Source organism: Bartonella sp. B10834G3 (assembly GCF_016102505.1).
Classification (GTDB): domain Bacteria; phylum Pseudomonadota; class Alphaproteobacteria; order Rhizobiales; family Rhizobiaceae; genus Bartonella; species Bartonella choladocola.
The window spans coordinates 860,700-882,065 of record NZ_JACFOM010000001.1; the positions used below are offsets into that span (position 1 = coordinate 860,700).

Annotated in this window: 16 protein-coding genes; 4 read left to right on the forward strand and 12 right to left on the reverse strand. The window is 45.6% G+C overall.

The window, feature by feature from the left end; translation table 11 throughout:
- Positions 1 to 176: 176 nt before the first annotated feature.
- On the reverse strand, positions 177 to 2,099 hold the full coding sequence (gene dnaK / locus H3S94_RS03715; protein WP_198230430.1) for a molecular chaperone DnaK: 1,923 nt from the start codon (positions 2,097 to 2,099) through the stop codon (positions 177 to 179).
- Between the two features lie 543 nt (positions 2,100 to 2,642).
- Here dnaK and H3S94_RS03720 point away from each other — a divergent pair.
- On the forward strand, positions 2,643 to 2,948 hold the full coding sequence (locus H3S94_RS03720) for a hypothetical protein (RefSeq protein WP_077990292.1): 306 nt from the start codon (positions 2,643 to 2,645) through the stop codon (positions 2,946 to 2,948).
- Positions 2,949 to 3,656: 708 nt separating this feature from the next.
- Here the strand turns inward: H3S94_RS03720 and H3S94_RS03725 are convergent.
- Positions 3,657 to 4,499 carry an LOG family protein gene (locus tag H3S94_RS03725; protein WP_077990290.1) on the reverse strand — a complete coding sequence of 281 codons (843 nt, stop codon included), beginning with the start codon at positions 4,497 to 4,499 and terminating at the stop codon, positions 3,657 to 3,659.
- A gap of 98 nt (positions 4,500 to 4,597) precedes the next feature.
- Between H3S94_RS03725 and dapD the strand changes: the two genes are divergently transcribed.
- Positions 4,598 to 5,446, forward strand: coding sequence for a 2,3,4,5-tetrahydropyridine-2,6-dicarboxylate N-succinyltransferase (dapD, locus tag H3S94_RS03730; RefSeq protein WP_077990289.1), 849 nt, complete (start codon positions 4,598 to 4,600; stop codon positions 5,444 to 5,446).
- Between the two features lie 983 nt (positions 5,447 to 6,429).
- Here dapD and lepA read toward each other — a convergent pair.
- The 5 genes from lepA to H3S94_RS03755 all read right to left on the reverse strand — a co-directional run bounded on the left by lepA (position 6,430) and on the right by H3S94_RS03755 (position 12,395).
- Positions 6,430 to 8,235 (reverse strand): translation elongation factor 4, encoded by a 1,806-nt coding sequence (gene lepA / locus H3S94_RS03735; RefSeq protein ID WP_198240313.1) that lies wholly within the window; start codon positions 8,233 to 8,235, stop codon positions 6,430 to 6,432.
- 371 nt (positions 8,236 to 8,606) lie between these two features.
- On the reverse strand, positions 8,607 to 9,518 hold the full coding sequence (locus tag H3S94_RS03740) for a DMT family transporter (RefSeq protein WP_198240314.1): 912 nt from the start codon (positions 9,516 to 9,518) through the stop codon (positions 8,607 to 8,609).
- Positions 9,519 to 10,205, reverse strand: a complete 687-nt coding sequence (locus tag H3S94_RS03745; RefSeq protein WP_198230428.1) for a pyrimidine 5'-nucleotidase — start codon at positions 10,203 to 10,205, stop codon at positions 9,519 to 9,521. It abuts the gene before it with no gap.
- Entirely contained in the window at positions 10,202 to 11,107 is a 906-nt protein-coding gene (gene argB / locus H3S94_RS03750) for an acetylglutamate kinase (RefSeq protein WP_077990283.1), read from the reverse strand. The genes H3S94_RS03745 and argB overlap by 4 nt, the downstream gene beginning before the upstream one ends.
- Positions 11,108 to 11,504: 397 nt before the next feature.
- The gene (locus H3S94_RS03755; RefSeq protein ID WP_198240315.1) at positions 11,505 to 12,395 is read right to left on the reverse strand and encodes a LysR family transcriptional regulator; all 891 of its coding nucleotides are present in this window, start codon (positions 12,393 to 12,395) and stop codon (positions 11,505 to 11,507) included.
- 132 nt (positions 12,396 to 12,527) lie between these two features.
- On the opposite strand from H3S94_RS03755, the gene H3S94_RS03760 reads away from it, so the two are divergent.
- Positions 12,528 to 13,517, forward strand: a complete 990-nt coding sequence (locus tag H3S94_RS03760) for an aldo/keto reductase (RefSeq protein ID WP_198240316.1) — start codon at positions 12,528 to 12,530, stop codon at positions 13,515 to 13,517.
- 438 nt (positions 13,518 to 13,955) lie between these two features.
- On the opposite strand, the gene H3S94_RS03765 is transcribed toward H3S94_RS03760, so the two are convergent.
- Positions 13,956 to 15,374, reverse strand: a complete 1,419-nt coding sequence (locus tag H3S94_RS03765; protein ID WP_198240487.1) for a short-chain fatty acyl-CoA regulator family protein — start codon at positions 15,372 to 15,374, stop codon at positions 13,956 to 13,958.
- An 829-nt stretch (positions 15,375 to 16,203) separates the two neighbouring features.
- Between H3S94_RS03765 and mce the strand changes: the two genes are divergently transcribed.
- Entirely contained in the window at positions 16,204 to 16,611 is a 408-nt protein-coding gene (mce, locus tag H3S94_RS03770; protein ID WP_077990275.1) for a methylmalonyl-CoA epimerase, read from the forward strand.
- A gap of 47 nt (positions 16,612 to 16,658) precedes the next feature.
- Here mce and H3S94_RS03775 read toward each other — a convergent pair whose 3' ends face one another.
- The 4 genes from H3S94_RS03775 to H3S94_RS03790 form a co-directional block, all read right to left on the reverse strand.
- Positions 16,659 to 17,426, reverse strand: coding sequence for a DeoR/GlpR family DNA-binding transcription regulator (locus tag H3S94_RS03775; protein ID WP_198240317.1), 768 nt, complete (start codon positions 17,424 to 17,426; stop codon positions 16,659 to 16,661).
- A gap of 163 nt (positions 17,427 to 17,589) precedes the next feature.
- Positions 17,590 to 18,585: a 4-hydroxythreonine-4-phosphate dehydrogenase PdxA gene (pdxA, locus tag H3S94_RS03780; RefSeq protein ID WP_077990273.1), complete on the reverse strand. Its 996-nt coding sequence runs from the start codon at positions 18,583 to 18,585 to the stop codon at positions 17,590 to 17,592.
- Positions 18,585 to 19,838 carry a four-carbon acid sugar kinase family protein gene (locus H3S94_RS03785; protein WP_198240318.1) on the reverse strand — a complete coding sequence of 418 codons (1,254 nt, stop codon included), beginning with the start codon at positions 19,836 to 19,838 and terminating at the stop codon, positions 18,585 to 18,587. The genes pdxA and H3S94_RS03785 overlap by 1 nt, the downstream gene beginning before the upstream one ends.
- A gap of 12 nt (positions 19,839 to 19,850) precedes the next feature.
- On the reverse strand, positions 19,851 to 20,837 hold the full coding sequence (locus tag H3S94_RS03790; RefSeq protein WP_210327963.1) for a 2-keto-3-deoxygluconate permease: 987 nt from the start codon (positions 20,835 to 20,837) through the stop codon (positions 19,851 to 19,853).
- Between the last annotated feature and the right edge of the window lie 529 nt (positions 20,838 to 21,366).

The following is a 21,366-nucleotide window of genomic DNA, read 5'->3' on the forward strand; positions in this document are numbered from 1 at the left end:
TCACTGATGAGACGACATTTGCCATATTTGTTTCCGCTCAGGCTGTTGTCATTGGTTCTTTGAAACAGATTATAGTTCCGGTTTCCATTGCGAACGGATTGGTTGTTCCATAACAAAGCCCGCCCTTTTGATTAAAAGGTCGGGCTTTTTTTCAATTTACAGAGACATAAGAGCAATTATTTCTTATTGTTCTTATCGTTATCGTCGACCTCTTCAAAATCCGCATCGACAACATCATCGTCCTTATGTTCTTCTTTTGCCGCATCGTGTGCAGCGTCGGCTTCAGCCTGTGCTTTTGAAGCAGCATACATTGCCTCGCCCAGCTTCATGCTGACTTCGGACAATTTCTTGGTTTTCTCAGGAAGACTATCAACATCATCCGATTCGATAGCTTTCTTGACATCAGCCATTGCAGCTTCAATTGCGGACTTGTCTTCAGCCGAGACTTTGTCACCATAATCGGCAAGCGATTTCTCGGTTGTATGAACAAGAGCCTCTGCCTGATTCTTGGCTTCAACGCCTTCACGACGTTTCTTGTCATCGGCAGCATGAGCTTCGGCATCCTTGACCATCTTGTCGATATCGGCATCGCTCAAACCGCCAGAAGCCTGAATGCGGATCTGGTGTTCTTTTCCTGTGCCTTTATCTTTTGCCGAAACACTGACAATACCGTTGGCATCAATATCGAATGTAACTTCGATTTGAGGAACGCCACGCGGTGCGGGCGGAATACCGACAAGGTCAAACTGGGCAAGCAACTTGTTATCAGCCGCCATTTCACGTTCACCCTGGAAAACACGAATGGTTACAGCATTCTGATTGTCTTCCGCAGTCGAGAAGGTTTGCGACTTCTTGGTCGGAATTGTTGTGTTGCGTTCGATCAAGCGTGTGAACACGCCACCCAATGTTTCGATACCCAAAGATAGCGGTGTAACATCAAGCAACAGAACATCTTTGACATCGCCTTGCAAAACGCCACCCTGAATAGCAGCACCCATTGCAACGACTTCATCCGGGTTGACGCCTTTATGCGGATCCTTGCCAAAGAAGGTTTTTACAATTTCCTGAATCTTCGGCATACGGGTCATACCGCCAACGAGCACGACTTCATCAATATCGCCAGCGCTCAAACCGGCATCTTTCAATGCAGCCTTACACGGGTTGATTGTGCGTTGAACCAGATCTTCAACCAATGACTCGAATTTTGCACGGGTCAATTTCATGGTCAGGTGTTTAGGACCGGTTGCGTCAGCAGTAATGAACGGCAAATTGATTTCCGTTTGCTGCGAAGAGGAAAGCTCGATCTTGGCTTTTTCGGACGCTTCTTTCAAACGCTGCAAAGCCAATTTGTCTTTTCTCAGATCAATGCCGTTTTCTTTCTCGAATTCTTCGGCAAGATAGGTGACCAGGCGCATATCAAAGTCTTCACCACCAAGGAATGTATCACCATTGGTCGATTTAACTTCAAAAACGCCATCACCGATTTCGAGAACCGAAATATCGAATGTACCGCCGCCCAAGTCATAAACAGCAATTGTCTTACCGTCTTTCTTGTCAAGGCCATAAGCCAAGGCAGCAGCCGTAGGCTCGTTGATGATACGCAAAACATCAAGGCCGGCAATCTTACCGGCATCCTTGGTTGCCTGACGCTGGGCATCATTAAAATAGGCAGGAACTGTAATAACCGCCTGCTCGACTTTTTCGCCCAAATAGGACTCAGCCGTTTCTTTCATTTTCTGCAAGACCATTGCAGAAACCTGGGAAGGTGAATATTTCTTGCCTTCTACTTCAACCCAGGCATCACCATTTTCCCCTTTGACGATTTTATAAGGAACAAGTTCTTTGTCCTTGGTAACCATCGGGTCATCAAACCGGCGGCCAATCAAACGCTTGACCGCAAAAATAGTGCCTTCAGGATTGGTTACAGCCTGACGCTTCGCCGGCTGTCCAACAAGACGTTCGCCACCCTCTGCAAATGCTACAATAGAAGGTGTGGTACGGGCACCTTCCGAATTTTCGATAACTTTCGCGTTTTTGCCATCCATGACGGCTACGCAAGAGTTTGTCGTACCTAAGTCAATACCGATTACTTTTGCCATTTCTACTCTCCATTCAGCAAGCTGTCGGGACCTCTAGCGAGCATTCCTGTCAGACAGCTCCTTATCATATGAAAAGCCCGTAATGGCCACTCAAAAATCGGCAACCATAACGAACCTCGTTGAGGCGTATATAAGGGCACCCCTGTAGACGTGCAAGAGATGTTGAAAAGATTCATTTGATAAAGCGGTTTTTTAAAGGTTTTTCATGCAATTGAACGGCATTTATCATGCATTTTTCCGGCAAAACTATTGTTTCTTTGGCGCTCACAAATTTTCAAAAAAGCCGGTAAAGCTGTTCATAATCGTGTCCAATCCTGCTTTCAAAGCTTATCAAGATAAAAAACAACGTTCTGTATTTGCAAATAAAATCCGATTATGTTTCTATGACCGCGTCACAAAGCAAATGTCCTCGTGCAATTTCGTGACTTGAATAAAGCACTGTTTGGAACATTTCTTTATTGATGGTTCTAAAATAAAGAGTTTTAACAAAAGCAGTGTGTGATGACATGGAGCATCAACGCTTCAAAAACAGGAGAAATTAAAATGAAAAAGATTCTCGCAGTCTCTTTGGCTGGCCTATTGGCAGCAGGATCAATGGTATTGGCCGCCGAAGCCCGTAATGCTTCAGGTGACGGTTCGGTTGAAGACAGCTATGTAGAAGGTCAAAAGGCAAAAGCACCGGAAGGCAATGTCCATCACGATCACGGTGGCAAAGCCGGTCGTCACGATGGTGATGGTTCGCGCGAAGACAGCTATGTTCCGGGTGAAAAGAAAGATTCGCCGTTGGATAAAACTGTGATTCAGGACGACGAAAAAGGTGAATCCGACGACGGTACACCGAGAAAATAATTGCAGTTTTTTAAAAAAACGAGGCGGGTTTAACCCGCCTTTTTTAATCCACCTTCACATGGTTCAACAAAACCATTCCGGCCAATTCCGTTTGGCCTGACAAATCCCGCTTCGGTTTCCACTTTAAAACCGGCGCCGAGGCATTCAAAAAAACCGGTTCAAGCACCTTTGCCCGCCAACAAAAACCATCATCGCCGCCGCTTGATAGGCGCATAAACTACATAAAATTTGCTGAACTTTTTTGCCGGTTATGCGGCTCTTATTTTGCCGGTTCGGCGGATATGGCTTGTTCTTTTTCCACCATTTCATCTTCTTCCGACATTTCGCGGGACATCCGGCAAAAATACCGAACATTAGGCTCGAATACCGTCAGAAATGCCGAACCGGACAAAATTTCCAGCTTTTAACCGGCTTTGACATTGTGGCTTTGCTTTGAATCGCGGGCAATCAGCGGGAAAATCCGGCGGAAAAAATCTCCCTCCTTTACTCCTTTGCCCCTTTTTCCCCCCATTTGCCCCGCTTTTGAAAACGGCAAAGTGCGCAGGCTCATCAAATGTCACGATCGGCGTGATGATGACAAACGCCCCTGCCAATTGTGCCACTCACATAAAATGCAAATGGCACGTTTTCGGATGAAACAAAAACCGGATGCAACCGGATTTGCTCGCCATTGTTATTCATTTGCCATCGTTGTTTTGAAAAACCGGTCTATTTCAAATCGTAAAACTGGCGGATAATGTCCCAACCCTCGTCGGCACTTTCGACGTAAGTTATCAATTTCGCGTCATCGGGCGAAATTGTTCCCTGTTCGGCAAGATATTTCACATTCAGCACATTTTTCCAGAATTCACGCCCGAACATCAATATGGGAACACGTTTCATTCGACCCGTCTGAATAAGCGTTAACGCTTCAAACAATTCGTCAAGAGTGCCGAAGCCACCCGGAAAAATAGCAATCACCTTTGCGCGCATCAAAAAATGCATCTTGCGCATCGCAAAATAATGGAAATCAAAACAGAGGGCAGGTGTTACATAGGCATTCGGTGCCTGTTCATGGGGTAAAACAATATTAAGCCCGATACTGGGAGCGCCGACATCGTCCGCGCCACGGTTACCGGCTTCCATCACACCGGGACCACCGCCGGTAATAATGACAAATTCATGATGGCCGGTAGAGGCCGAATAAAGCGAGCAAAGTTGTGCGAATCTGCGCGCCTCGTCATAATAACGGGAGGCTTTTTCAAGATTTTGCTTTTGTTCGGGATTTTTTGCCGATCGGGCTTCTTTACCGGGTTCGGGAATACGGGCTCCGCCAAACAGAACAACGGTCGATTTGATACCATGTTCGACAAAGCCGACTTCCGGTTTCATCAGTTCCAGACCGATTCTTACAGCACGCAACTCGCGCCGCATCATGAAATCTTCATCGACATAGGCAAGGCGATAAGCTGGTGAACGCGTTTGGGCCGTATCGGGAACTTCATGAACTTTACGGGCATCCTCTTTCGAGTGCCGAAAAGGTGTCCAACCGTTTTTTTCGCCATTAGCCATTCAGGATCTTCCTTTTCATTGACCACAATTGTTTCTTGCATTAGGCCGAAGAGAATAAATGCTGATGCTTTCGACTTACTTAACGGAGACCTAATGCCATGACCAATCTGTCCCAACTGGAATCCATCATTGAAAAGGCGTTTGATGAACGCGAAAAAGTCAACATCCTGACAAAGGGAGAAATACGCGAGGCGGTCGACCATGTGCTCGACCTTCTCGACAAGGGAAAACTGCGCGTCGCCGAACGTGAAAATAACGGCAACTGGAAAGTTCACCAATGGCTCAAAAAAGCGGTTCTGTTATCTTTCCGGCTCAATGCCATGGGACTGATTTCCGGTGGTCCCGATCAATCTTCGTGGTGGGATAAAGTTCCATCGAAATTCGACGGCTGGAACGCCGACAATTTTGAAAATGCCGGTTTCCGCGCGGTTCCGAACGCTATTGTGCGACGGTCTGCCTATATTGCTCCAAGCGTCGTTTTGATGCCGTCATTCGTCAATATCGGGGCTTATGTCGGTGAAGGCACAATGGTCGATACATGGGCTACTGTCGGCTCTTGCGCGCAAGTGGGTAAACACGTCCACCTTTCTGGCGGAGCCGGAATTGGCGGCGTTCTGGAGCCGTTGCAGGCAGGTCCCACAATCATCGAGGACAATTGCTTTATCGGTGCGCGTTCGGAAGTTGTAGAAGGTTGTATTGTCCGTGAGGGAGCCGTGCTCGGTATGGGCGTTTTCATCGGCAAATCGACAAAAATTGTCGACCGCGCAACCGGCGAAATTTTCTATGGCGAAGTACCGCCCTATTCCGTTGTTGTTGCAGGAACCATGCCGGGAAAACCACTTCCAAATGGCGAGGCTGGCCCCAATCTTTATTGCGCCGTCATTGTCAAACGGGTCGACGAAAAAACCCGCTCAAAAACATCTGTCAACGAATTGTTGCGCGATTAAAAAACCGGTTCTCCGGAATCTGTTTTTCTGAAACATCAGTGAAACCGGTCAAAACCGGTTTCTGTTACATTGTTGATCGAAGTCGTTCAAATTTTGTTGATTTAATCATACCGATCTACGCAATCAAACAAAACAAAAAACAGGTGAAAAAGCATAATGCCTCTTCACCTGTTTTCCATTTCAAGCACCTGTTTTTTTACAGGCAAATAAGTGCAGCAGAGTATGCGGGGGTGTAACTCTGCTGCGCCGGGTCATGGTCATAAGAATGACATAACCCAACTGGTTATCAGCCCCCTAAGGTCCGAATATCAAAACCTTTTTTGAAATTTATGAGGCAAATTATTAACCGGCTTATTATTTTGCGTCAACACCCAAACGCGATAAAATGCGAGAAATAACCCTCGTCGCAGCATCTTATGATTGAAGCCTTTATTCCACGTGCAGTGTAGATTGCATTATTTTGGATTCAACCGGTTTGGAGATCCAAAAACGGGGAAAATTGATAATTAAATCGATTAATTTGCCCTCGAATGCGAATCAGTTGCTTTTTGTGGTTTTTTATAAGAACCGTTTTTCAAACGTTCCTTTTCAAGGTCTGATAGTAGCGGATAGTCTGGCACTAGCAAATTCAAAACGTCCTTCCACTGCGGCAGTTGATTAGTCTGTCAATTGTTTTCCATTGCAATGATTTTTCCGGCATTTTCGGGCATTTTTCCGGCATGTTTTCTTTCCGGCATATTTTCTTTCCGGAAGTTTTCCGGCAGTTTTTTTGCCAGATTTTCAAATCAAGTTCAGCTTTGTCGAAATTTCCGGTGTGTTCAACCCGATGTGTTCAAAAAAGACGGAATATTTTTCAACCTGAAATCACGCAGATCATTTTTAATGATCTTAAATTGATATTCAACGTAACCAGCCCCATGCATTGCAGTTTAACGTTCAATGCTCACAAACGGCTATTACGGTCATATTCCATAAAAAAGTGATTAATCGTTCATTTTCAAAGCTTGAATAAACGCCTCTTGCGGTATTTCAACCTTACCGAATTGGCGCATACGCTTTTTGCCTTCTTTCTGCTTTTCGAGAAGCTTACGCTTGCGGCTGACATCGCCACCATAACATTTGGCTGTCACATCTTTACGCAAAGCGCGGATATTCTCGCGAGCAATAATCTTGCCACCAATGGCGGCCTGTATCGGGATCTGGAACATGTGTTGAGGAATGAGTTCCTTCAATTTTTCACACATTGACCGGCCACGTTTTTCAGCGGCAGAACGGTGCACGAGAACAGAAAGTGCATCCACCGGCTCTCCATTCACAAGGATAGACATTTTGACGAGATCACCTTCACGATAGTCCGTTACATGATAATCGAAGGATGCGTAGCCTTTCGAGATCGACTTCAGACGGTCATAAAAATCGAAAACCACCTCGTTTAGCGGTAAATCATAGGTAACCATCGCACGAGTGCCGACATAGGAAAGGTCAACCTGAACGCCGCGACGATCCTGACAAAGTTTTAAAATTGCGCCGAGATATTCATCCGGCGACATAATCGTGGCGCGTATCCACGGCTCTTCAATGGAAGCAATCTTCACAATGTCGGGCATGTCGGCCGGATTATGCAGCTCTTTGACTGATCCATCGGTCATATTAATGCGGTAGACAACAGAAGGAGCCGTAGCAATAAGGTCGAGATTGAACTCGCGTTCGAGCCTTTCTTCAATGATTTCAAGATGCAAAAGCCCTAAAAAACCGCACCGGAAACCGAAGCCCAAAGCTGCGGACGTTTCCATTTCAAAAGAAAAACTTGCGTCATTCAAGCGCAGTTTCCCCATCGCCGCACGAAGATCGGCAAAGTCGTCGGCATCAACCGGAAACAGGCCACAGAAAACCACCGGCTGGGCAGGTTTGAAGCCCGGCAAAGCATGGTCGCACGGGCGATGATCTTCGGTAATTGTATCGCCAACGCGGGTATCGGCCACTTCCTTGATAGAGGCGGTAATAAAACCCAATTCGCCCGGCCCAAGTTCGTCAATGGCGGCCATTTTGGGAGTGAAAACACCGACACGCTCGACCGGATATTTTGCATCGGTTCCCATCATGCGAATTGTCTGGCCTTTTTTCAAAACGCCGTCGATAACACGCACAAGAACAATGACACCGAGATAGGCATCATACCAGCTATCGACCAGCATTGCTTTCAGCGGTTTATTGCGATCGCCCTCCCGCGGTGCAGGCAATTTATGAACAATCGCTTCCAGAACCTGATCGACTCCCATACCGGTCTTGGCAGAAATTTCAATCGCATCACTGGCATCTATGCCGATAACTTCTTCTATCTGTTCTTTGACGCGTTCCGGTTCGGCGGCGGGCAAATCAACCTTGTTAAGGACAACGACCAGTTCATGATTATTGTCGATTGCCTGATAGACATTGGCAAGCGTTTGTGCTTCCACACCTTGAGACGCGTCAACAACCAGAAGCGACCCTTCACAGGCCGCTAGAGAGCGTGAAACTTCGTAAGCAAAGTCGACATGACCCGGTGTGTCGATCAGATTCAGAATGTAGGTTTCACCATTTTTTGCTTTGTAATGGAGCCGCACCGTTTGCGCTTTGATGGTGATGCCGCGTTCGCGCTCGATATCCATGGAATCGAGCACCTGTTCTTTCATTTCACGTTGGGCAAGACCGCCTGTCATCTGGATGAGCCGGTCAGCCAAAGTTGATTTTCCGTGGTCGATATGAGCCACGATGGAAAAATTCCGTATATGGTCGCGATCTATTGTCATGAAATGCGATTTAGCAAGGAACGCAAAGAAACGCAAAGCCGAAATGAACGTTAAAAAGCTTGTTCATGGAAATCTTTTTCTTTCCACAGAAGTGGTTCCAATCGTCGCCCGAATTTTACCTCGAATATTGTCGCTGTTTTTCATTTCGGGAAAACGATAAAACACAATATGACTTTGTGACTTCCCGTCATTATGGGGCATTTTGCTGCGGCAATGCTCATAAAACAATGCCAACAAAAGAGTCGGTTCAATTTTGAAATGCCGACGCTACACACATTTCAAATAATCCACTACGAGCAAATAACACAGTCAATTATAAGCAGATCATTCTCACTATACGGGTAGTTTTTGAAAAACCGGCCTTTATGCTTTCAGCCTGCTTTATCTATTGCCGCTGCATTTTCCGGCTTTTTCGGTTTCAACTCGGAAACCAGAATGCCGATAATAATCAACAGCGCACCAAATAGTGCCGATTGGGCTAAACGCTCGCCTGCGATTCGCCCCATCAGGCCGGCCCATATCGGCTCGCCAGTGTAGATGATGGTGGCGCGTGTCGGCGAGACCGATTTTTGTGCCCAGTTCATCGTAAGCTGTATCAGCGCACTCATTGCAGCCAGACCTGAACCGGCCAAAACCCAACCCCATGAAAATGAAGGAACAGTTTCGCCATTGAACGGCATTGCAGCAAAAGAAAAAATACCGGCAATAAAAAGCTGCACAACAGTAACACGCCGACTATCGACCCGCCCCGCAAAAAGGCTGATAAGAACAATTTCCGAAGCAATTGCAAATGCCGATAAAAGAGTAAAAAATTCGCCTTTTGAAAAGGCCAAGCCTTGAAATCCCTGACCGGATACGAGAAGCAGACCGATAAAAGCAAAAGCAATGCCGATAAAACTCGTGAGCCCCGGTTTTTTGCGCAAAATCGCCCATTGTAACAAAGGGACCAAAGGCACATAAACAGCGGTAATAAACGCCGACTGACTGCTTGCAATTGTCTTTAATCCGGCTGTTTGTAAGCCGTAGCCGAGGCATATCGGCAAACCGATAACGATACCGGCGAAAAACTCGTGAATTGTCAAGTTTTTGAGGCTGCGCCAAAAAATGGCACTGGCAAACAGACCGGCAAGAATGAAACGGAATCCGACGAAAAACAGCGGCCCGCTTGAACGCATAGCGAGCTGGACGATAAGAAAAGTCGTTCCCCAAAGGAAGGTAATGCCGATCAGGGCAAGTTCTTGCCTCGTCAGAAGAAAGATCGACTTCGTTCCGTCTCCGGTCATTCAGCAGGCCCCATTGAGGCGACCTACCAGATCATGGAGAAAAGTTTCCAGTTCAACAGCTTCAAAATCGACGAAAGCCGGAATTTCTTTATCCTCGTTATGACCAACCAGAATTGTCGTCATGCCGAGTTCTTTACAGGTTGAAAGATTGGCAAGATTGTCTTCAAACATTGCCGTTTTTTCCGGATCGATTGAAAAATGTCCTAAAAATCTGTGATAGGCTTGCCGGTAAGGCTTGGGCAGAAAATCGGTAAATGTCACATCATAAATGCCGTCAAAACAGTTTTCCAATCCACGATGTGCCAGAACACGGCCAGCGTGAGCACGGTCACCGTTTGTGAAAATGAATTTTCGTCCGGGCAAACTTTTAATATCTTCGGCAAGCTGCGGATCTTTTTTTAACGGCGAATAGTCGATATTATGAACATCTCTCAAATAGTCTTTTACATCGACGAAATATTCTTCGATCATTCCACGTAGAGCGCCGCCATAAGTTTGCCTGAAATATTGGCGAAATTTTTTGACCTCTTCATCATCGTCAAGTTCCAACTGTTTTTTGACATAGGCACTGATACGTTTGTCGATCTGTGCCCAAAGCCCGCTATTACGCGGGTAAAGCGTATCATCCAGATCAAACACCCAGACATTGATGGCTTTTAGCCGTGAAACCGCTTGTTCGTTCATCATGGCACAATCAACGTACCCGCGCCGCGTTCGGTGAAAAGTTCAAGCAAAACAGAATGGGCCGTTTTGCCATTCAGAATAACAACGCCTTCAACACCACGATCAATCGCCTGTATGCAGGTTTCAACTTTCGGTATCATGCCGCCCGATATAGTGCCGTCATGAATAAGCGTTTCACATTGTTTGACTGTCAATTCTTTATAAAGAACACCGTTTTTGTCGAGAACACCGGGAACATCTGTCAGGAACAACAGACGCTTGGCTTTTAGCGCACCGGCAATTGCACCGGCAAAAACATCGGCATTGATGTTGTAAGTGTTGCCATCCCTACCCGGTGCAACCGGCGCAATGACCGGTATCATCTCGGAGCGGGCAAGCAGATCAAGAAGTGTGCGATCAACTTCCACCGGTTCGCCGACAAAACCCAAATCAAGAATACGCTCAATATTGGAATCGGGATCGATCACTTTTTTCTGGGCTTTTTCGGCAAAAACCATATTGCCATCTTTGCCACAAAGGCCGATAGCCCATTCGCCTTCGGCATTAATCATTGCAACAATTTCTTTGTTGATCGAACCGGCCAGAACCATTTCGACGACTTCGACAGTTTTGGCGTCGGTTACACGAAGTCCACCTTCAAACTTCGATTCAATTCCCATTTTTCCAAGGAGTTTTGCAATTTGCGGGCCGCCGCCATGAACCACGATCGGGTTGATACCGGATTGCTTGAGAAGCGCAATATCGCGGGCAAAAGCACGACCCAGTTCAGGGTCTCCCATAGCATGACCGCCATATTTGACCACAACTGTCTTGTTCTCGTATTTCTGCATATAAGGCAAAGCTGCAGAAAGCAGCGCAGCCTGTCTTTCAGCAACATCGGCAGCGTCGGTCGTTAAATCATCCATTAAAATCGCCCTCCTCGGAGTTACGGAAAGATTTGAATCGACATTTTCATATCAAGAAATTTTTCCGTCTCAAACCGTTAATACATGTAATTACCATCACGTTATCGCAATGCGAGGTATTTTTCTATCAATACAATTTAACACTGGACAGAATTTTTTACCCCGCCGGTTCTGAATAGATAAATTTGCTTGTCATGCTTTAAAAATTGGTCGAGCGGGAAAAAACGAAAATTCTGTAACCGAATAAACAAGGGGCGGTGCACCCGCGAAAAAATAGAGTAATAAGGCTAACGTTGCGGCTGTGACAGATTTTAAACGGCGATCATTTTGGTCTTGAAGGCTATAAATGCTATCCGGTTTTTCCGTTTCACTTAACGTTTTTACTTAACGGTTTCTCTTAGCGGTTTTTGGCAATAAAGAAATCGATAAAAGCACGAAGAGCTGCGCGCATTTTTTGTTGCGGATAATAAATGTAAAACCCCGAAAATGGCGGTGTCCAATCTTCCATTACTTTTACGAGCTTGCCCTGACTGATCTCGTCTTTCACATAATTTTCAAATATATAAGCCAATCCGGTATGCTGAAGCACTGCGTCGATAACCAATTGATGGCTATTGACGACGAGCTGTTCGGGAGGAGTAACCGTCAATTTTTTCCGGCCTTTCTCGAATTCCCACACATAAGTGCGTTGTTCGTTGAAACGATATAAAATTGCTCTATGGTTTTTCAAATCGACAGGGTGGCAGGGAACCGGATGGTTTTCAAAATATTTTGGCGTCGCGACAAGAACGCTTTTTAAATCGCCACCAATTTTAGCAGCAATCATATCTTTTTCGACATGTTCGTGAATGCGTATGCCTGCGTCATAACCGGATTTTACAATGTCGACAAACCGGTTATCAATCACGAGATCAAGGACAATATCGGGATAGGCTTCTGCGAATGCTCCAAGATAGGGAGAAATAAGAAATTTTGCTGCCGAATAGCCGGTATTGATCCGCAAAAGACCGGAAACATTGTCATGCGTTGCTTTTGCCGCGTTAAAACCGTCTTCTATCATTCCCAAAGCGGAAGCCGTTTGGCGAATGAGCACTTTTCCGGCAGGGCTTAATCCCAGACTGCGAGTCGTACGGTTAAAAAGCTGTACATCCAAACTTTCTTCCAATTTTCCAATCGCGTAAGATACGGCAGAAGGTGCAATATTCAGCCTTTTTGCGGCGGCGCGAAAACTACCTTCTTCAACGACTGTTTCAAAAATCAACAAATGGGAAAGCTGTTGACGATCCATGGTTTTTACTTTTTTCTATTGTTCTAATTATTCGATCACATTTAGCAAATTAAACAGGATAAACAAACAGTAATAATTCTTCTAGATTCGTTACAGCGGTAAAAACATAAAGATAACAAAAAGGAATTGAGTATGAAGAAACGCAAAATCGGTGCATTGACTGTCTCGGAAATCGGACTTGGTTGCATGGGCTTTACACATGCTTATGGCGGCGATGATGAACAATCGGCGATCAAAACATTGCATCGTGCGGTTGAACTTGGCGTTACCCTTTTTGATACGGCCGAAATGTATGGCCCTTTCAATAATGAAATTCTTGTCGGTAAAGCGCTAAAACCATTTCGCGATCAGGTGGTCATTGCCACAAAATTCGGTTTTAAACTTGAGCGTCAGCCTGATGGCCACATTGATGCCACCGGTGTTGACGGGCGACCGGAACATGTGCGTGAGGTTGCCGAAGCCTCGCTCAAACGTTTGGGCGTCGATGTCATTGATCTTCTCTATCAGCATCGGGTTGATCCGGATGTGCCGATTGAAGATACGGTCGGTGCCATGGCCGATCTCGTCAAAGAAGGCAAAGTGCGTGCGCTTGGCCTTTCGGAAGCAAACAGCGAAACGCTAAGACGCGCTTCAAAGGTTCATCAGATCAGTGCACTCCAAAGTGAATATTCGCTCTGGACACGCGATCCCGAAAAGGAAATTTTGGCAACATGTCGCGAGCTTAACATTGGCTTTGTCCCGTATAGTCCCTTGGGACGCGGTTTTTTCGCCAGTGATTTTACAACCAAAAGCTTGGCCGCTAACGATTTCCGTCGTTTGCTGCCGCGTTTTCAGGAAGGTGCTTTTGAAAAAAATCGGCAGATTATTACCGAAATGGAAAAAATGGCAAAAGAGAAAAATGCCACCGTTGCACAGCTTGCACTGGCATGGGTTCTAAGCCGTGGCGATTTTATCGTGCCGATACCGGGGGCAAGAAAAATCCGCCATCTGGAAGACAATGTTGCTGCCACCGAAATTCAACTCACAAAAGATGATTGCGTGCGGCTTGAAAATATTGTCAGCCCCGATAAAGTTGCCGGAAAACGGTATGATGACAGCCGTTTGAAATTGGTTGACAAATAACCGGTTTCCGATTTTTCAACAGGATTGCTCCGGCTTAAAGTCTATAGGCCGGAGCAGATCTCATTCCGTAGGATGAGACAATCAATCATTTTACACGTCTGCTTAAGACCCGATTATCAAACAGAAAAATCGCGCACAATTTTTCAACTTATCGAAATTATAGCGGCCAACAGTGGTATTCTCGCCCAAATTAAAATATTTGCCGGTATGCAACGCCAGCCTGTTTCTTGTCTGCGCATTTTTATATGTTCATCTCTTATAGCAAAGAAATGCGACATCCGGGAAATGTGAAAAACCGTCTTCGATTATCAAATTCTTGAATCCGGTTTTCTATTCAAGGAAAATTTGGACAGCCGGAATCTCCGCCGGTGTCCGATTGATTTTTCATTATCAACCGGATTTTCAAACGGCCGATTACTTCGGATTGCAGCAGCTTTCCTAGCCAATTTGTTCCAATGTATATGGCAAGGCATCACGCTGGTTATAATTGACCGTTAAACGATGTTTTAGCGGCGGTGCTGCCCTGTTCGGACACCGCGTGCGTGGACAAATCCTGCACGAAATGCCGATCGGTTCATAGGCTGCATTATTATCAAGATTAAGGCCATCGGCATAAACAAATTGCGACGCATTCGATATTTCACAGCCGAATGCCAAGGCATAATGGGGATGCGGACTATGGTAACCGCCATTTCTTTTCACTACCTGAACAGCCAGACAAAGATAGCGCACACCATCGGGCGTTTCGGCAAGTTGGCGGATGATGTTGCCCGGCGTTTCAAAAGCCTGATGTGCATTCCATACCGGACAGGCCGCGCCATAACGGCCGAATTGCAATTTCACAGCACTATGACGCTTGGTTATATTTCCGGCACGGTCGATGCGCGCAAAGAAAATCGGCACACCCTTCAGACCTGGCCGTTGCAAAGTTGAAAGCCGGTGACAAACCTGTTCCAAAGAAACGCTGAAACGGGCGGCAAGCAATTCTATATCATGACGAAGCGCACTGGCTGCACGCATAAAAGGTTTATAGGGAAGAATGAGCGCACCGGCAAAATAGTTGTAAAGCCCGATGCGACATATTTCATTGGCTTCCTCCGATTTGAAAGATGCTTTTTTGATGATTTCATCACAAAGCGGATCCGCTTCAAATCGTGCAAGTTGGATAGCCAATTCAAAAGTGCGTTGTTGCGGCGCTATATAAGGATTCAAAGTCAAAATACGGCTCACCGGATCATAACGGCGTACCATACCATCGTCAGCAGTTCCCCAGTTGACACTGACCTGATATTTTTTTTCAAGCCGTTCGATAATGGCCGAATGATTATCGCGTTCCCCGATACCGATTTCGCCCGCAAGATCTTCCGCACTCCGGTCGAGGTCATCAATATAATTATCCATAAAATGGAAAAAGTCGCGCACCTCTTCATAAGGTAAAATTTCTGTGAGCCCACCCGCTTGCAACCATCCGTCTGTACTTGCCAATTGTTCGGAAGCCAGACGATAGGCCTGATGGCAAGTAATCAAAGCACGCGCAAGGCCAGGGGCATTTTGTGTAATAAGCCGCAATTCCTGCATAGCTGCGCGGTGATTCTTGAATAGAGGATCGGTTAAAGTTTCGCTCAGAGCGGAAAGCAGCCGGTCGTCCTCACCCGAAGAAAGACTAGAAATATCAATATGAAATTTTTCAGCCAAAGACAGCAGAACCGCAGCCGATACAGGCCTTTGATTGTTTTCGATCTGATTGAGATATGAAGTGGAAATACCTATGCGCTCGGCAAAATGAGCCTGCGTCAATTTCTGGTCTTCCCGCAATTTACGAACTTTTCTTCCAATATAGAGTTTTCCGATAGACATTTTTTTCACAATTTCGCAATTTACAATTTGCATTTTTATAACTTATGCATTCGCACACGATCAAGCTTTATTATTTTTTTCGCTGTGTTAGCCTTGGATTGTCGGAGGAAAAAAAGCTTTGTCTTTTATGAATAGGATATATGTGGGAGGAAAAGAAAAGGCAGCGTGGGAGAGCGCGCCTTTTCTTTTTTTTTACCTTTATTGGTTATCTCTACAACATCAACAAAACAGTAAAATCTGCTCTTTAAAATTTTTTAAAAATCATGAGAGTCATAACGGATAGATTATTTTACTGGGAAAAACATAGCGCAGTCCATCCGGAACAGCCCCGAATGAGAAATAAACATCAGATACTCTACATAAAACGACCGGAAATATGCATTATGCAGACACTTCGTCCATAACCGGCCATATGAATTCAACTTAAACGAAATGTCGCAATCCCGCTCGATTTCTATTTCCGGCTATCTCGCTCGAAAAACCGGCATTCACCTTGCCAAAATCCGGTTCCTGCTAAACAACACCAATTTGCATAGAACTATGTTTCAAAGAAATTCTATTCCCGCAAAACTTATAAAACGAACAAAAGCCGCAGAACCGGAATCTGCCGCTTTGTTGGCAACAACTATAGCAAAGCGATGACTTTCGGGGATGACTTTCAAAAACAACTTTCAGGGACAACTTTCAGAAACAAACAGTGTTGCTGCAATCTTCAACTTATTTTAGATGTTACAACAACAAATACCTCGATTTTCTCTCCGGAAGAAGGCTAAAGACACAGCAACCGGAGAGGTTATTCGAGGTTTCATTATAGTAAGGAGTTTTATCTGTGCGTCACTTTGGTCGTTTAAATCATGTAGCTATCGCCGTACCGGATCTTGAACAAGCCGCAGAACTTTATCGCTCGGTCAATGGCAATATCACCACTGTACAGGAATTGCCGGAATACGGCGTAAAGGTTGTTTTTGTTGAACTATCCAATACCAGACTGGAACTTATGACACCTTTGGGCGACCATTCGGAAATTGCGGATTTTCTTGAAAAGAACCCTTCTGGCGGCCTTCATCATATTTGTTTTGAAGTTGAAAACATTTTAGAAATGCGTGACCAGTTAATAGAAGAGGGAATTACAATTCTGGGTGACGGGAACCCGAAACCGGGTGCTCGTGGCAAACCGGTATTGTTTATTGACCCGCAAAATTTTGATGGCACATTGGTCGAATTAGAAGAGCAATAAGCACGAAAAACGCTTTGCTATCTATCAAACCGAATGGGGGCTATCTATCAAACCGAATGGGGGGCTGCCTCAAGAACGGTTGCACCGGCAATAGAAAACAACCTTTTTTCTTCTTCGTCCATTTTCTTGTCGGTAATCAATGTCCATTTGGCAGGACACTTTGCCCAGCAATGCTGTTCTGCCCGATTTATTTTATCAGCATCAGCCATTACGACTGTGTTACGAGCCCTTTGCATCATTGCTTCTTTTAAAATAGTCTGCTCCAGACTTGCTTCACATAAGCCCAACCCCGGAACGACACCGTCAGCACTCGTGAAAAAATAGTCTGCCGTAAATGATTCAAGATTTTTGATCGCAAGAGCGCCGAAAATGCCCATACTGGTATTCCGGCATTTACCGCCGATTATTGTCAGTTCCAGATTCGTTTTTCCTTCAAAAAGCGGCACCAGCATAAGGTTATTTGTAATAATGTGAAGTTTACGCTCTTTCAATAAAAGCCCTAACGCGCAGACTGTCGAACCGGCGTCAAGTAGAATGGTGTCGCCGTCGGAAACCAATTCATTGGCCTTCTTGGCAATACTATGTTTGCTATCGCTATGACGTGCCATACGCTCGACAAAAGACGTTTCCGGCACAGCCTGACTGAGCACCGCACCGCCATAGGTTCGCTGAATATGGCCGTTTTTTTCAAGTTGTTGCAAATCACGCCGGATTGTTGAAGCAGACACACCAAATTTTTCTGCCATTGCCTCGACATTGACAATGCCGACCTTGATCGCGTGGATGAGGCATGTGAGTCGTTCCTTGCGGGTCATAGCAGCTTTGTTCTCCAACAAAAAGACTTTGAGTTCAGGAATATATATTCCTGAACTCTCCGTCTTTATTTTGCAACATAAGTCCTATCCGTTTCAAATAGAACTTGCTGTTCGTCTATTCCGGTTATTATACCAGATGACACGAAACAAAACTACAAAAACACTATTCCGTTCGTGGTGCGAGTTCGGCAGCCTGCCGCAATGCTTCGACCATCGATTGCTCGTCGGCAATTCCCTTTCCGGCAATATCGAAAGCTGTACCGTGATCGACAGATGTACGAATGACCGGTAGACCAACCGTAATATTGACGCCGCTTTCAAGCCCTAGAACTTTTATCGGTATGTGTCCCTGATCGTGATACATGGCAACAACCATATCATAATCACCCCGACCGGCGAGATAGAACAATGTATCGGCAGGAAGTGGCCCTACAACATTCCAGCCTTTTGCCTGACAAGCCTTGACAGCAGGAACGATTTTCTTTTCTTCCTCGCCGTAACCGAAAAGGCCATTTTCTCCGGCATGCGGGTTGATTGCACAAACAGCAATCTTGGGATTTTTCATGCCACGCTTGACAAGAACATTATGCCCACGTGAAATTACCCTTTCGACAAGACCGGGTTCTATCTTCGCAATTGCGTCAATCAAGCCGATATGCGTCGTAACATGGATGACTCGTAATTTGGGCGAGACCAGCATCATGGAAACTTCCGGCGTATGGGTGAGATGGGCCAGAAGTTCTGTATGTCCGGGAAAGTTGTGTCCTGCATTATGCAATGCTTCCTTGCAAAGTGGAGCCGTGCAAATAGCATCAGCCTTGTTATCCATGACAATTTCAGCCGCCTTTTTTATATATTGATAAGCGGCCTCGCCGGATTCTTTCAGTACAACGCCGAATGGATGATTGGCTTTCAACAATTTCAAATCAAGACAATCGACTGTGCCAAATTCACATTTTGCTTCCTCGACATCGTTTATCGAGCGGACATCAAGGCCAGCGTGAACAATTTTACCTGCTTCTTCCAGACGCAATGCATCGCCAATGACAACAGGCGAGCACATATCATAAACATCTTTATGTTTTAGCGCTTTCATAATAACTTCCGGCCCGATTCCGGAAGGATCACCCATTGTAATTACGATTTTCGGCTTATTCATCAAAGTTTTCCTTTATTCCTTATGTCGGAAAGTCTGTCGAAAATTTTCACCAGACTGTTTTCATCACCAAAGGCTCCCGCTTTCGTGGCGATTGGTACGACAATTTTTCCACGCGTTATACCGAGACAAACACCTGCTTCAATCTCGTCTTCCAAAGTAATGCCGTTCACTCCTAATGCATCCATCAAATAAGTTGCAGTTTCACCACCGGTTGCGGCAAAACCGGCGAGATCATTCCCCACACATTGAAGTGCTCCGGCAAGATCGAGAGCAAGCCGCGATCCAAGTGACATATCAACATTCTTACCCACGGTAATTTCAACCAATATATCATCGCCCTTTCGCAAAGCCTCTGCCACGTCGTGCGAAAAACCGGCAATCCCTGCTCCTCCTTCTATGAGAACATCCGGATCAACAGGGAAATGCCGCAGCAAACGGGTATCCAACAGCTTCTTTGCGCTCAGGCGGGAAGCTTTGGCCAACGACCCCACCACAATCATGATGCCACCTTCATTTTTCACATTTATTATGGCGTTGCGCGGCCTTGCAGGGCATCTTGCAGCAAAAGCGTGCGCAAGACCTGCACTTCCTATAAAGAAATGTGATGAATCCGCTTTGGAAAAAGCATTGGCAATCTGTTGCAGATCTTCGGGCGTTTCGGCATCAAAAATAAAAACGAAATCTCTATTTTGCTGCTCGATATTCTCAATATAGGCAGACAGTCTATTGGCGTCTTGCCTTAAGGTTTCGAGATCTATAACAAAAGCTTTCAAACCGACATCATGAAGAATCTGCTTTAGATCGGATGTCGGATAAGTATGGTCACGCGCCCAAAGCTCGGTATTTTCCAGCTCGATATTGTTGACAAAAATCTTTCCGCCTCTGGTGGTACGCTCTGTCGCAGGAAATGCCGGTGCCAGAACGCCCACGGCACGCCCTGTATGCTGTTTCAGAAAATCGGACGTTGCAGCAATGACAGCTCCCGGTTGCCCCCGTAATGTCGAATCTATCTTACAAAACAGGAATGCTTTCGGCGACCAGAGTTTTTCCAATGTTTGATGCTGGAGACGAACACTCTCGCTTACATTCAATTCCCGACCGTCAATATTATAAGAAAATATTTGTGCCCGATCTGTCAGCGAAGGATAGGCATTCTTCCAGCCGACGGTCGCTGTTGCTCCCTGACGGCAAAAGGCGATTGCACAATCGGCTGCACCGGTGAGATCATCTGCCAGAATAAGCCAGTTTTTCATAATGCCACTCCCTTATTCCAAACCGCTTTCTTCTCCGGCTTCTGCTACCGGTCTCCCGTATTTTTTAGAAACCCAGGCTGTAACGAATGGCACTAATACTGTTGTCACCACAACGCAGGCCGCAACAAGCATTGTTGCCGGAATTGCTGCATCTGCATAAGCCGGATTGGCGGAAGCGACAATTGCCGGTACGGCGGCAGCATTACCGGCTGTGGATGCAGCCGCTACACCGGCAACACCTGTGCCGCCGGTTAACCTGTCGGCAAAAAACAGCGGAATTCCGGTAATGATGACCACGCCCACTCCCATGGCAAGTCCTAGAAGTCCGGCTTGCCAGACCTTGGAAAGATCAAGTGAACCTCCAAGGGCAAAAGCAAAAAACGGAATCATCACACCGCTGGCTTTACCAAGAAATTCACGCATTTCCTTGTCGAGATTACCCAATATCATTCCGACAACCAGTGGTAAAATGCTGCCAACCAATGCTTGCCATGGGAAGGCAGAAAGCCCCGCCACTCCTAATGTAATCATAGTTAGAAACGGTCCTGACTCCAAACACATGATCGTATAGGCTCCGACATCGCGCGGGCGTCCGTATTGCCCCATCAGTGCCATATAAAGACCGCCATTTGTATCGTTCAGAGCTGCCACCAGTGCCAAGGTCGAAACGCCCGCAAAAATACCGGAAGTAATTGGCATCTCACCTAAAAACCTGCCGGCAATAACACCAACCAGAATGGCTATGCCCACCTTCACGATAAATAATGTTCCACCTTTTTTAATAATGTAGGGAGCTGCTTTAAAATTGATGCTTGCCCCCATACAAACATAAAAAACTGCCAGTATCGGCAACGAACCTTTAAAAAGCGCTCCGGTGAATGAACCGAAAAACCCCGGCGCTTCAGGAAAAAAAGTAGCTATCACTGCACCAATCAGGAGGGGAACAACCATCATTCCTCCAGGTACTTTTTCAATCCCGCGTTTTATAGGTATTTGCATTTCGATTCACTCCCTGAAATTTGCCTCCACAAATCGAGACAATTCGTACTCTTCAAGGATATTAATTGCGTATTTTGCGCAGTTCGTCAATTGTAAATGCCAATATTAAGCTTAAAAATGCGTATTTTGCGCAATTAAAGCGCGGTTATTGTTCATTTTGTGCTTTTTATAGACATAATTGATATTGTTGATTTGAAAGAACTTTTTCTAACAGAGAGGATTTTTCACACTATCAATTGTGCAAGAGACAACTGCCACACCATTTCTATCAAACGAAGAAAAACATATAAAACAGTAATATCGGGCGGGAGTGGTATCACTCTGACAGAAGCCTGAAATGGCGAACATTTTATAATATGACAGGGGGTTATAATCGTCATTTCATAATAGTCACTTCATAATAAATGGGTTGATAACCATCACGTCACAGCTCGCTTGATCTTTATCGGGGATTTTTCATCACCTGTTAAAGCCAGTTAAACCCTATTCAATATTGAATTTTTCAAGCCGCTCCGGTCACGCCCCTCAA

Excerpts from the sequence above, each read along its gene's own strand:
- H3S94_RS03785 (WP_198240318.1), bottom strand. The coding sequence starts at position 19,838 with ATGAAAAACTGGCTTATTCTGGCAGATGATCTCACCGGTGCAGCCGAT.
- H3S94_RS03760 (WP_198240316.1), top strand. The coding sequence starts at position 12,528 with ATGAAGAAACGCAAAATCGGTGCATTGACTGTCTCGGAAATCGGACTT.
- H3S94_RS03755 (WP_198240315.1), bottom strand. The coding sequence starts at position 12,395 with ATGGATCGTCAACAGCTTTCCCATTTGTTGATTTTTGAAACAGTCGTT.
- H3S94_RS03745 (WP_198230428.1), bottom strand. The coding sequence starts at position 10,205 with ATGATGAACGAACAAGCGGTTTCACGGCTAAAAGCCATCAATGTCTGG.
- dapD (WP_077990289.1), top strand. The coding sequence starts at position 4,598 with ATGACCAATCTGTCCCAACTGGAATCCATCATTGAAAAGGCGTTTGAT.
- H3S94_RS03725 (WP_077990290.1), bottom strand. The coding sequence starts at position 4,499 with ATGGCTAATGGCGAAAAAAACGGTTGGACACCTTTTCGGCACTCGAAA.
- H3S94_RS03765 (WP_198240487.1), bottom strand. The coding sequence starts at position 15,374 with ATGTCTATCGGAAAACTCTATATTGGAAGAAAAGTTCGTAAATTGCGG.
- argB (WP_077990283.1), bottom strand. The coding sequence starts at position 11,107 with ATGGATGATTTAACGACCGACGCTGCCGATGTTGCTGAAAGACAGGCT.
- H3S94_RS03720 (WP_077990292.1), top strand. The coding sequence starts at position 2,643 with ATGAAAAAGATTCTCGCAGTCTCTTTGGCTGGCCTATTGGCAGCAGGA.
- dnaK (WP_198230430.1), bottom strand. The coding sequence starts at position 2,099 with ATGGCAAAAGTAATCGGTATTGACTTAGGTACGACAAACTCTTGCGTA.
- H3S94_RS03740 (WP_198240314.1), bottom strand. The coding sequence starts at position 9,518 with ATGACCGGAGACGGAACGAAGTCGATCTTTCTTCTGACGAGGCAAGAA.
- H3S94_RS03775 (WP_198240317.1), bottom strand. The coding sequence starts at position 17,426 with ATGACCCGCAAGGAACGACTCACATGCCTCATCCACGCGATCAAGGTC.
- pdxA (WP_077990273.1), bottom strand. The coding sequence starts at position 18,585 with ATGAATAAGCCGAAAATCGTAATTACAATGGGTGATCCTTCCGGAATC.
- H3S94_RS03790 (WP_210327963.1), bottom strand. The coding sequence starts at position 20,837 with ATGCAAATACCTATAAAACGCGGGATTGAAAAAGTACCTGGAGGAATG.
- lepA (WP_198240313.1), bottom strand. The coding sequence starts at position 8,235 with ATGACAATAGATCGCGACCATATACGGAATTTTTCCATCGTGGCTCAT.